Genomic DNA, 12,498 nt, shown 5'->3' on the forward strand with positions numbered 1-12,498 from the left:
TGTCGCCGTTAGCCTCAACGACCTAGCGTCACTCTACCGTTCCCAAGGCAGATACAGCGAAGCCGAACCCCTTTACATCCAAGCTTTGGCACTCACGCGTCAACTGCTCGGAGATGAACATCCATCTCTCGCCACTAACCTCAACAACCTAGCGGGACTCTACCGTTCCCAAGGCAGATACAACGAAGCCGAACACCTTTTCATCCAAGCTTTGGCACTCACGCGTCAACTGCTCGGAGATGAACATCCATTTGTCGCCACTAACCTCAACAACCTAGCATTACTCTACGACTCCCAAGGCAGATACAGCGAAGCTGAACCCCTTTACATCCAAGCTTTGGCACTCAGGCGTCAACTGCTCGGAGAAGAACATCCATCTGTTGCCACTAGCCTCAACAACCTAGCGGGACTCTACTGTTCCCAAGGCAGATACAGCGAAGCCGAACCCCTTTTAATCCAAGCTTTGGCACTTTGGCGTCAACTGCTCGGAGAAGAACATCCATCTGTTGCCGTTAGCCTCAACGACCTAGCGTTACTCTACCGTTCCCAAGGCAGATACAGCGAAGCCGAACCCCTTTTAATCCAAGCTTTGGCACTCAGGCGTCAACTGCTCGGAGATGAACATCCAGATGTCGCCACTAGCCTCAACAACTTAGCGTCACTCTACAACTCCCAAGGCAGATACAGCGAAACCGAACCCCTTTGCATCCAAGCTTTGGCACTCACGCGTCAACTGCTCGGAGATGAACATCCAGATGTCGCCTCTAGCCTCAACGACCTAGCATTACTCTACCACTCCCAAGGCAGATACAGCGAAGCCGAACCCCTTTGCATCCAAGCTTTGGCACTCACGCGTCAACTGCTCGGAGATGAACATCCAGATGTCGCCCAAAGCCTCAACAACTTAGCAGTACTCTACAAATCCCAAGGCAGATACAGCGAAGCCGAACCCCTTTGCATCCAAGCTTTGGCACTTTTGCGTCAACTGCTCGGAGATGAACATCCAGATGTCGCCCAAAGCCTCAACAACTTAGCGGGACTCTACCGTTCCCAAGGCAGATACAGCGAAGCCGAACCTCTTTATATCCAAGCTTTGGCACTCATGCGTCAACTGCTCGGAGATGAACATCCAGATGTCACCGCTAGCCTCAACGACCTAGCATTACTCTACAACTTCCAAGGCAGATACAGCGAAGCCGAACCCCTTTACATCCAAGCTTTGGCACTTATGCGTCAACTGCTCGGAGATGAACATCCATTTGTCGCCACTAGCCTCAACAACCTAGCATTACTCTACAACTCCCAAGGCAGATACAGCGAAGCCGAACCCCTTTACATCCAAGCTTTGGCACTCACGCGTCAACTGCTCGGAGAGGAACATCCATCTGTCGCCACTAGCCTCAATAACCTAGCGGCACTCTACCGTTCTCAAGGCAAATACAGCGAAGCCGAACCCCTTTACATCCAAGCTTTGGCACTCAGGCGTCAACTGCTGGGTGAAGAACATCCAGATGTCGCCCAAAGCCTTAACAACCTAGCAGTACTCTACGACTCCCAAGGCAGATACAGCGAAGCCGAACCCCTTGTCATCCAAGCTTTAGATATTTATGAGCGACGGTTAGGGGTGAATCATCCCAATACTCTTACTTCTCGTGAAAATTTAGCTTATTTGCGCGATCGCCCCACCTAAGAACAGTAAAATACAAGTTCTCAGCCCGATCAATCAAGCTTTAATCTCCAAGGTTCGTGTTCTGAACTCAAAGTTTCTTGTTCCAAGTGAGACGGTTCCTGTTTCAAATGAGAATGTTCTTATTTCAGGTGAGAATATTTCTGTTTCAAGTGAGAATGTTCTTGTTCCAAGTGACAATGTTCTTGTTTCAAACGAAAATATTTCTGTTCCCAGTGAGAACGTTCTTGTTCTGACGTGGAATGATGGTGTTGTGAGGGTAATCGCTCGCCTAAATTTCATTAAACTACATCAACAGCGATCGCTTCTTGGTAAATCTTAAAGGCTATTCCATTCATCTAGCGTCATTTCCCGCTCTAAAATCACCTCAACTTCGCCAATCATCATCCGCAATTGCGGTACAGAATACTCATCATTAGAGGGAATAGTTAGACGATGTTGGCCATAAACCATAAACTGATGTCTTGTTCCAGAATAAGTCCCCTCAAACCCAATCTGTCGTAATTTCTTCACAAAATCCCGACGCTTACACGGTATCCATCGGCTCAAGGCTCGGCTCCTTGTTGAGGTCAATATTATCAATTATTGGTAGAGAATGTCCCAGCTTTAACCCAAGTAAAATCCAGTCTTCCAGTGTTGAGCGTAATTCATCCTCACACTCACGCAAAGTCGATGCAAAGGCTATCACTCCTTTGCAAACAGGAATTCTACCTGTAAATGTACCATCTTCTAACTTGTCATAAATTGCCTGGGCGATCGCTCGGTCAACATAGTCGCTCAGAATAAATCTTATCGCCATGAAATCTCGCGTTGTGCTACCAGTTTAATCTTACGTTAAAAAATTGATTCTTCTGATGGGGTACCTCAGTTGAATGATGTTGTAGACTAAAATTCATATTGAACTAAGTAAAAATGCCATTCAACTTACTCAAAATGAGCTTTTACTTTCTCAAAAGCAGCTTTTACTTACTCAAACCCCAGTTTGCTTTCTCATTTTGGTGTTTTCCGCAAGCAAAATAAGCTTTTACTTATTCAAACCCCAGTTTGCTTTCTCATTTTAGTGTTTTCCGCAAGCAAAATAAGCTTTTACTTACTCAAAAGAAGCTTTTGCTTTCTCAAACCTGAGTTTGCTTTCTCATTTTGGTGTTTTCCGCAAGTAAAATCAGCTTTTACTTTCTCAAACCCCAGTTTGCTTACTCATTTAAGTAATTCGCGCATTCATTTTGGTATATTATTGAGCCGAAAGCTTGCTTGCGATCGCTCTATAAAAGAAGTGTAAATAGCCCCCGCAATAAAAAATCAGCTAGGATTAATCATATAATTATCTTCACAAACACAGCAATGTTAATTACATACACTGCAAAATATACAAAAACTAATAGCGGATATATGGGACAACTCATTGAATGGCAAGAAGTCGTCACAGAAGGCGAAACCATAGAAGAATGTAGGGCTATGTTGCAAGATGCAACCAAAGAAATGGTTCTTGCTTATCGTCAACAAAATAAAGAAATTCCCACAGGTGGTTCTTTGCTCGAACAAATTCCTATAGAGGTTTGAGCGTGTCAGTAAAACGAAAAGAGCTAATTAAATACTTAGAAAAAAATGGTTTTTATTTATTAAGGGAAGGAGGAAATCATTCCATTTATACTAATGAGCTAAAAACTATTCCTGTAAAACGGCATCGTACCATCGATCGTATTACTGCCAATGAAATTTGTAAACAAGCGGGTTTATTACCTAATTTTTAACTGTTACTTAATCGAAGTAATTTAATTTCCGGCAGTTTTTAAGACTAGCCACACCTAAACTGAGAGTTAAAACAACTGTTCAACACAATTATTATTTAAACTATTACTTTTTTTCAAATATTGTCGGAAATATAAACGATATAATTCACACGCAGGAGTGCTGCGATCGCCATCTAAATTAATTAGTCCCATACTCTGTAATTTATATGCCAAGGTTGGCTCTAATTTCACATAATTTGTACTATTAATCACTTCATAAAAAGCATCTCTCAATTCTGACTCATCTCCTAGCCCTAAGACAAACTGCCTTAAATACTCGTGATAAATTCCGGCTTCTGTGGGTGCTTGTTGCAATAACTGCCCTAAATCCCCTTTTAATCCCCCTTTACCCACAAGATGATACAATGCCAATCTCAGCAAATAAGGATTCCCTCCCACCATTGCCATCAAAGTCTCGGCATCTTTACCATCTGTCCAATCCAAGCCGTGACGTTGTGCTAAATCCTGCACCTGCTCTTTCGTAAAGGGAAGTAAATTAATTGTTAAACCAATATTAAATGGCGATTGAGTTAGTTTTATGGGAACAAGAATTTCCGTTGAATAAACTAGAATCAGGCGCAGTTTTTGCCAAACTTCTACACCTTTGGCTTGTTCATACCACGATCGCACCAATGGCAACAGTTCTCCAGCAATTCCTTGATGCTCAAACAGCCAATCCACTTGATTCAATACCAAGACAAGGGGACTTGAGAGCGCAGACAGCAAATATTCTTGGAAATAGATAGAGCAGCTGACTTTGCTACCCATATTTTCATCCCAATAATCGTTGAGTTTTGGTTCTAGCTGTAACTCCCGACTGACATTGACACAGAACCAGTACAAAAATTTATCCAAACTCGTAAATACTGCTTTATCTGCTTGCTGAAAGTCCAAAGTTACGGTATGAAAGCCTTGATTGTTAGCGCGTGCAAGCAACCGCAAAATCAGAGAGCTTTTCCCCATCTTCTGAGGTGCTTTGATACAAATGATACTTCCAGGTTCAGCTATTTCTGCATAAGCGAGTTCTTCAATTGGCGGACGCGGAATGTAGAATCTGGAATTAAGAGATACTGGGCCACTAGGAAATTCTAAGGATATAGCCGTGGCTGCTCGGTTGAATTCCTTAATTAACTGCTGATGCGCTTCGCTAAGACGGTGATTTTCTAGAGTCTGGCGGAAATTGGATTTATTTATCGGTTCGTTGCAAAAAATACTCAATAGTTGCCATAAATCAACAGCAATTTTCTTAACACATTCCTCGCCGTAGTGTGCCTCGAACGCTATATTAGTGTAGGTTTTTCCTTCCCACGAAGAACGCAATATCAACTCTTGGAGCGTCGTTAAACCGGTTGCTTGACTGGCTTTTAGTAGCAGTACTACTTCATCTATAGTCATTACTCATCGGCTCTAATTCAGCATGACATTTTCTCACACCATTAAGCTTTGGAACTCAATGTAGCCTGCCTTGTATGGATAGCAGCCAGCCCCGATCAAAAAAGCTACAAACAAGCCTTGACAATTTTTTTGTATCCTCAAATCTTTGACGTGACTTAATCATAGAATTTTTTTTACACATTTTTCCGAGTTTTTAAGTAATTCTATGTGATTTGAACTACTTTTTTTAGACATATCTTAGAATATAGATGCACACAATGTGGCTATTTTTTCTAAAAAATCGCCATTGCGATCGCAACAGAGGTTACATTCGTCCGTTTACCTTTTTCTCAATTCCATCCAAATTGATGATATGGGCTGATATATCTCCAACCGAAGTTACAGCCTAATAAACCAAGTAGACGATTTGTCTATAACTGGATCGTCAGGGTGCTAAGACAGCGTAGAGAGAGAACTACAGCATATCTTCCTCATCGGATCAGCAGCTATGCATATCGAAGAACCCGCTACCCATGAACCGGAAGCTCCATCAGTACAAGATTCCCAGAGTTTCCCAAACCCAAAAGACTTATCTGAAGAAGACTTATCTAAAGAAAATTTAGATCCTTCACAATGCTCGCAAGCCGCCTTACAAATGGCATTAATAGCCAGTGGCTTGGGGTTGTGGGATTGGAATCTAGTAACGAATAAAACTTATTACGATCCCCAGTGGAAGGGCATCTTGGGGTATGAAGTAGACGAAATCGACAATGAGCATAAATCCTTTGAGCAACTTGTACATCCACAAGATTTACCGGGAATTCGCCAGATATTGCACGATTATCTCCAAGGATACACACCTGTATTTGAAGTCGAATTGCGAATGTTGACTAAATCCGGTGAGTGGAAGTGGATTCTGACTTGTGGCAAAGTATTTCAGTGGGATGAATTCGGTAAACCAGTGCGGATGGCGGGGACGCACAAAGATATTACTCAAGATAAAGCGATCGCTACTCAACAATACCAACTATTTGAACAACTCCAAACAGAAATTGCTCAACGCCAGTCTACCGAAGACCAAGTTAGAGAAAAATCACAGCAGCTAGAAATTACCTTCGATGAACTAAAACATACTCAAAAGCAGTTATTGCAGAACCAGAAAATGGCTAATCTCGGTCAACTGGTGGCCGATATGGCTGACGAAATTAACAACTCCGTTAGCTTCATCTACGGCAATCTTCATCCCGCCAGCCAATACGCTGAAGACTTAATCAGAATTATAGAACTTTACCAACATTACTATCCCACACCCGCCCCAGTCATTGCCTTACATCTGCAACGTCTCGACCTCGGTTTCGTGAAGACAGACTTTTTGAAATTGCTGTGGTCAATGCGAGCCGGCTCTGAGCGCGTCAAAGAAATTGTTTTCGCCTTGCGAAATTTTTCAAGCACTGACGAAGGTCAAATGAAAAAGGTTGACTTGCATGAAGGATTTGATAGTGTTCTCAGAATTTTGCAGCATCGTCTGAAAGAAAAGCCCGATCGAGCAGGGATTGAAGTAATTAAAAACTTTGGGGAATTGCCCTTAATCGAGTGTTACCCTGGTGAATTAAATCAGGTATTCATGAATATCTTGACTAATGCCATTGATGCCTTAGAAGAAAAGATGAAATATGATTGTGCCTTTACTCCCAAAATTTTGATTAATACAGAAATTCTTAGCAGTCATTTATCATTAGTCAATAGTAATGAACCTTGGGTAAAAGAGAAACGAATAGGGAAAAAGCACAAAGTCATAATTCGCATTTTTGACAATGGCAAAGGCATACTTCCCCATATCCAAAGACATATATTTGAACCATTTTTTACGACTAAACCATTAGGTAGCAAGGGGCTAGGGCTATCAATTAGTCGAGAAATTATAGTTGAAAAACATCAAGGTAAACTTAAGTGTAATTCTCAATTAAATCAAGGCACAGAGTTTGTCATTGAGATGAATGCAACTGTAAGACACTATACTGCTCTGAGAAAACACGCCAGCTTTTAGGCAATATTCAACTGTAGCTATCTCTAGTGTTTTTGAAACAGTATCAAGTTCCTTCAAGGTTGCTAGCTGCAAATTGGCTTCTGGCTGTACTGCGGTGTTCGTATCTTGGTGTAAGTTAGCTAGACGCCCTTGCAATGAATGTAACTCTTGGGCAAATATATCTAGGTTCACGATCAATTCAGGTGACATCTGAGTTTAAATTCCTGAACACAAAAAAATGTTACTCAATTTCTAATGGGTTTTACCCAGTAACGAGAAGTTAAGGGATATTGCCATCTATGAATTTGCTCCCAAATTTTTTAGTCGTTCGGGATTGCCTATATTTAAGTATTGTTTAAAGATTAAAACACTCAGCCGCCCCCAGTCAGTACGATTCCGTACAAGATTATGAAAGTCCGCTCTCGACACTCCGGCATTGTTTTTGCAGGCTCAGTTTCTACTGAGATAGAACTTATGCAAAATTATGAAAAAACGAACCGCATAGACGATTTGAAAAAAGAATGCGGCAAATAGACCATTTGTAGAGACGCGATGAATCGCGTCTTTACCCAAGGATGTGTTGCAATCATTAATTGAATTGGTATAAGAGTTTGAGAGAGATTTTGCGTAAGTCCTATGAGAGAACAACGCTAGCCACACAACAGACGCTGAAAACAGCAGCAAGCATCTTTGCCAGAATACTGAATCATAAGATGGGAAAATAAGGGTGAGCAATACCACCCTCGAATTTGCAGGGCTATTTACCCAAGGCAGATGCTTATGCCTAGTTGCGTCTTCCTATGCCTAATGACGCCAGTTGCTTCTCCTGTTTAAAGACGCTTGCTCAGTACTAGCTCCCAAATGCCCAATTTTTCAGACAAACAAACAGTGAATTTTATCAGTCAAAATCTATGACTTTGACCCCCTCTCAAACTCGAAAGCCACCCACTCAAGCAATAGGAGCCAAAATTTTCCACTCCTGTAACATCATTAGTCTGTTTATCATGCTCACCAGTGGACTACAAATTTACAACGCTAACCCTGTTTTTGGTGGACGTGCAGGTTTGCACATTCCTCCGATATTTACTTTAGGAGGTTGGCTTGCAGGAGGTAGACACTGGCATTTTGCAGCAATGTGGCTATTTTCGTTGAATCTCTTGTGGTATGGAATTTACGTTTTAATTACTCGGCGCTGGCGACATCGGTTTGTAGGTGCTAATGACTTGAAAGCATTACAAAAAAGTCAAAATTCCAAACGCCTAATTTATGCTTGGCATCGGGTTGTGTATACAGCAATTATTCCTATCTTGCTGCTAGCGTTATTGACAGGAATAGGAATGTATAAACCTGCTCAATTTCCCTGGATTGTCGATTTGTTTGGCGATTGGCAAGCATTGCGAATTGTTCACTTTGCCTCAGTGCCGATGGTTATCTTATTTGCAGTAATTCACTCTCGATTAGGGCAAAAAGCTGGTGGTACTGAATTAACAGAATCAATGTTTTGGTAAACGAAATTTTTTAACCTAAAAAAATGAACTTTTTTGATAAATTGAATCGTAATATCTTGCAAAATCAAAGCTTGCTATTTGTAGGACTCGATCCAAATCCAGAGATGATGCCTGCGCGTTATGAATCTGAAGAACTCATCACTGGTTTGGAGAAGTGGTTACAATTCATTATTGCTGAAACTTCTGATTTTGTTTGTGCCTATAAACCGACACTTGGCTTTTACGAAGCGCTAGGTATTCCAGGTTTAGAACTGCTGTACAAAACTTTAGCAGCTATTCCAGCTCACATCCCAGTTATTTTAGATGCCAAACACAGTGACTTAAATACTAGTAGCATATTTGCCCGGACTGTGTTTACACAATGGCAAGTGGACGCAATCACTCTCAGTCCCTATACAGGGCAAGATCATGTAGCACCTTTTTTGGTTTATCCTGATAAAGCGGTGTTTATTTTATGCTGTACTTCTAATCCAGGTGCAGAAGCTTTACAACAATATCCTACAAACGAATCGCCCCTTTATTTACAGGTAGTAAAAGAATCAAAAACCTGGGGAACTCCAGAACAATTGGGTTTGGAAGTGGGAACTACAAATCCTGAAGTTTTAGCACTTATTCGAGCGATCGCGCCTGAACGAATCATTATGGCGCGTAGCATCTGGGCAGAAGGCGCAAACCTGAAGCAAATTTTAGAAGCCGGTTTAAATGCTAATGGTGATGGTTTGCTGATTCCTGTTCCTCAAGATATGTTGGGAAACACACAACTATCAGAGGAAGTCCAGTCTCTACGCACAGAAATTAATCAAATCAAAGCTGAAATTATTCACGAAAATTCCACATGTTCTGTGTGGTTTCCTGATGTTTGTTTGCTAAATCAGCACCCCCAACAGGATTTGATTTTACAACTTTATGATATTGACTGTATTATGTTTGGCAGCTTTGTCCAAGCATCAGGAGCTATATTTCCTTATTACATCGACTTACGCAAGATTATTTCCAATCCCCAAGTTTTTAATCAAGTTCTCACTGCCTATGAGGATATTTTGAAAAATCTCATTTTTGATAGGTTAGCAGGCATTCCCTACGGTTCTTTGCCCACAGCTACTGGTTTAGCTTTGCGCCTTCATTGTCCAATGATTTTCCCCCGTAAAGAAGTTAAAGCCCACGGAACTCGGAGAGTAATTGAGGGTAATTTCCATCCTGGTGAAATAGTTGTGGTGGTTGATGATATTCTCATTAGCGGCAAAAGTGTTATGGAAGGGGCAGAAAAGTTGAAATCAGCAGGATTAAATGTTAATGACATTGTGGTATTGATCGACCACGAACAAGGAGTGAAAGATAGATTACAGCAAAATGGTTATCGAGGTCATGCAGTTTTAACTATTTCTGAAATTACTAATACTCTATATCAATCAGGGCGAATAAGTGAGGAGCAATTTTTAGCTTTTGCTGAAAGTTAGTAATGGCAATAAGGGAGAATAAGGAATCGGGGAAGATTGCGATCGCGTACTTCCTCTTGAGGATATTTAATTACCAGGTTCAATCTAGTAACTGAAATAATTTTGATTTCTAAATTGATTATGAATTTATCACTGAATCAACTACTTAGATGGTTAATTTTTACGCTGCTATTTCCTCTAGTCTTTCTCAATGGTTGGCTAGCATTTTTGCTGGTTAAAAATTTTCAACCTGTTGTAACAATTCTTGTTTTGGCTAGTTTGCTTGCATTCGTTTTAAACTATCCTGTTTCGATTCTCCAACAGCGGCGGGTTAAACGCGGCTATGCAGTAGCATTAGTTTTTATATTAGCATTGGTAATTGTTGTTGCTCTGGGTATTACTTTAGTACCCATTGTTTTAGAGCAATTTAATGAGATGGTTAAAGTTCTTCCTCAATGGATTCATTCTAGCGAAGAAAAACTTCAGATTGTCAATGATTGGTTTTTTAGGCACAAATTAAATGTGAATTTAAGTCAGTTAATAACACGAATTTCTGACGAATTACCCAATGAATTAGAGTTTGTTTCAGATAAACTTCTAAGTATTATTATAGATACAATTGATAGTGTTTCTGAGGCATTAATTACGGTAGTGTTGACTTTTTATTTATTGTTAGATGGCCCAAGAATTTGGGAGGGCATATTTAAGAAGTTACCTGTAAATTTTGCTAATAAGGTAAGTCAATCTATTCAGCAAAACTTTCAAAATTATTTGATTGGTCAGATAAGTTTGGCTTTGCTGATGGGAGTTTCGTTAACATTATTGTTTTTAGCTTTTCAAGTCCAGTTTGCTTTACTTTTTGGTCTGGGGGTTGGGCTTTTGAGTTTAATTCCCTTTGGCGATGTCGTCAGTCTTGTTGCAATAACTTTAATAATAGCCTCACACGACTTTTGGTTAGCAGTGAAAATTTTTGCAGTAGCTGTTGTTATTGACCAGTTAATCGATCAGGCGATCGCACCACGTCTCTTAGGTAAATTTACTGGCATCAGACCAATATGGGTGTTAATAGCTTTGCTTGTAGGAACCAATGTTGGTGGAGTCTTGGGTTTGCTAATCGCGGTGCCTGTAGCTGGTTTTATCAAAGATGTAGCTGATGGTTTTTCTAAATCTGGTGATTCTGAAAATGCTGTTGATGGTGAAGTAGCATCAGAATTATTGCCAAAGGAATCAATATCGCAATGATTTATTGATTTGTATGGGTATCAGCGAAGAGGCAGGGGGCAGGGGAGCAGGGGGAAGGGAGCAGGGGAGCAGGGGAGGCAGGGGAGGCAGGGGGAGAATTTTGGAAGTTGCTAAATTATCCTGCTTCCTCTGCAACTCTTGGGTAGGACTCTGTAGCTTATGAAAGCACTGGTTCTGCTTCCAACTTCTCGGCTTGGTTCTTTAAGATGGTTGGTAATTCGCTGCTGAAGGCCTCACCTTCAACTACTTGGGAGCGGAAACCATCAACTCCGACTGGAATATCACCCGTGATGGTGGTGCGATAAAGGACGCGCTCTACTTCCAGATGATCCAGATCCTGAGGGGCCAAATGGGCGGTGGCGCGGTTGTCCCAGAAGGCGATGTCACCGTTGTTCCAGCGGAAGCGGGTGGTGTAGGCGGGCTTGGTTATTTGGTTGAAGAACAACTCAAGTAGCAGGTCGCTTTCTTGTCGTGACACGTCAAGAATGTGTGAGGTGAAGCCAGGATTCACGTACAATGCGCGTTCGCCTGTTTCAGGATGAACCCTTACTACTGGGTGGATTGAAACCAGCGGATTGGCTGCGATGCGCTGGGCAATCTTGCTGTTGCTGGGCAGATTCAAACGCGCATTGAAGCGATGTTCGGCTTTCAATGTGTCTGCTAGCGCCCGTAGGGGTGCTGACAGACCCTCGTAGGCTGCAACTAGATTAGTCCATTGTGTGTCACCGCCAATGCTGGGGACGTTAACCGCACGCAAAATCGATGCCGCAGGTGGGTTGACAACCGCTGTCACATCGGTGTGCCAGCGGCTCTCGTAGCTGGAACGCCGCAGACCATTGCGCCGCTCGTAACGGCTGCGGTCAATCGGCAGGATTTGTGAGAAGCCATCGATTGGCTCATCTTCGTGCGGATGGGCGTAGGTCACTTCACCGAAACGAGCGGTGAATGCAATCTGTGCAGCATGATCGATGTTCTGACCGCGAAAGAACACGACTTTCCACTTCAATAGTGCTTGACGAATTTCTTTGATTGCATCATCGTGCAAAGGACGCGACAGGTCTACGCCGCTGATTTCAGCACCGATGAAACCAGCTACCTGTTTAACTTCAATGTGTTTGTTGCTCACGTGAATTCTCCATAGCTTGATCTATAAGGCAGTGTTCGCACTCGTCCGTTTCCTTTGGTAAGCTGTTCCACATTTAAATTGCATAACTAGGGCGGGCAAGATGCCCACCCCACAAGAGTTTGATTTAATCTGATTATGCAATTTAGATGTTTTTTAGCTTATGTTGCTTGCATTTAATGGCTACATATCAAAGGAAGCGATCGCAGCTGACAATCATTATACGATAAATCGATAAATTTACCGTAGTATTAAAACGCGCTCTTTTAGACTGCCGAAACAAGCAAAGATTTAGTCCAGAAAGATCCCTCA

General features: G+C 41.8%; 11 protein-coding genes. 7 read left to right on the plus strand and 4 right to left on the minus strand.

Annotated elements, in window-relative coordinates; all coding sequences use genetic code 11:
- The coding region (locus V7L01_RS11075; RefSeq protein ID WP_335034640.1) for a tetratricopeptide repeat protein at positions 1–1,690 on the plus strand (1,690 nt) is incomplete at its 5' end.
- 315 nt (positions 1,691–2,005) lie between these two features.
- Here V7L01_RS11075 and V7L01_RS11080 read toward each other — a convergent pair.
- Complete coding sequence (locus tag V7L01_RS11080) at positions 2,006–2,236, minus strand: hypothetical protein (protein WP_334720637.1); 231 nt, start codon at positions 2,234–2,236, stop codon at positions 2,006–2,008.
- Complete coding sequence (locus V7L01_RS11085; RefSeq protein ID WP_335034642.1) at positions 2,214–2,486, minus strand: type II toxin-antitoxin system HicB family antitoxin; 273 nt, start codon at positions 2,484–2,486, stop codon at positions 2,214–2,216. The genes V7L01_RS11080 and V7L01_RS11085 overlap by 23 nt, the downstream gene beginning before the upstream one ends.
- 542 nt (positions 2,487–3,028) lie before the next feature.
- Here V7L01_RS11085 and V7L01_RS11090 point away from each other — a divergent pair.
- Together V7L01_RS11090 and V7L01_RS11095 are read left to right on the plus strand one after the other, a co-directional pair.
- Positions 3,029–3,247, plus strand: coding sequence for a type II toxin-antitoxin system HicB family antitoxin (locus V7L01_RS11090; protein WP_335034644.1), 219 nt, complete (start codon positions 3,029–3,031; stop codon positions 3,245–3,247).
- A 2-nt stretch (positions 3,248–3,249) separates the two neighbouring features.
- Positions 3,250–3,438 carry a type II toxin-antitoxin system HicA family toxin gene (locus V7L01_RS11095; protein ID WP_335034646.1) on the plus strand — a complete coding sequence of 63 codons (189 nt, stop codon included), beginning with the start codon at positions 3,250–3,252 and terminating at the stop codon, positions 3,436–3,438.
- Positions 3,439–3,504: 66 nt separating this feature from the next.
- Here the strand turns inward: V7L01_RS11095 and V7L01_RS11100 are convergent, their stop codons facing one another.
- Positions 3,505–4,872, minus strand: a complete 1,368-nt coding sequence (locus tag V7L01_RS11100; RefSeq protein WP_335034648.1) for an AAA-like domain-containing protein — start codon at positions 4,870–4,872, stop codon at positions 3,505–3,507.
- A 487-nt stretch (positions 4,873–5,359) separates the two neighbouring features.
- Between V7L01_RS11100 and V7L01_RS11105 the strand changes: the two genes are divergently transcribed.
- From V7L01_RS11105 to V7L01_RS11120, 4 genes are all read left to right on the plus strand, one after another.
- Positions 5,360–6,898, plus strand: a complete 1,539-nt coding sequence (locus tag V7L01_RS11105) for a PAS domain-containing sensor histidine kinase (RefSeq protein ID WP_335034650.1) — start codon at positions 5,360–5,362, stop codon at positions 6,896–6,898.
- A gap of 890 nt (positions 6,899–7,788) precedes the next feature.
- Positions 7,789–8,385 (plus strand): cytochrome b/b6 domain-containing protein, encoded by a 597-nt coding sequence (locus V7L01_RS11110; protein ID WP_335034652.1) that lies wholly within the window; start codon positions 7,789–7,791, stop codon positions 8,383–8,385.
- Positions 8,386–8,408: 23 nt separating this feature from the next.
- Positions 8,409–9,842: a bifunctional orotidine-5'-phosphate decarboxylase/orotate phosphoribosyltransferase gene (locus V7L01_RS11115; protein ID WP_335034654.1), complete on the plus strand. Its 1,434-nt coding sequence runs from the start codon at positions 8,409–8,411 to the stop codon at positions 9,840–9,842.
- A gap of 120 nt (positions 9,843–9,962) precedes the next feature.
- Positions 9,963–11,063: an AI-2E family transporter gene (locus V7L01_RS11120; protein WP_335034656.1), complete on the plus strand. Its 1,101-nt coding sequence runs from the start codon at positions 9,963–9,965 to the stop codon at positions 11,061–11,063.
- 157 nt (positions 11,064–11,220) lie between these two features.
- Here the strand turns inward: V7L01_RS11120 and V7L01_RS11125 are convergent, their stop codons facing one another.
- Positions 11,221–12,189, minus strand: coding sequence for a TauD/TfdA dioxygenase family protein (locus V7L01_RS11125; protein ID WP_335034658.1), 969 nt, complete (start codon positions 12,187–12,189; stop codon positions 11,221–11,223).
- Between the last annotated feature and the right edge of the window lie 309 nt (positions 12,190–12,498).

Source organism: Nostoc sp. (genome assembly GCF_036917095.1).
In the GTDB taxonomy this organism is placed as follows: Bacteria; Cyanobacteriota; Cyanobacteriia; order Cyanobacteriales; family Nostocaceae; genus Nostoc.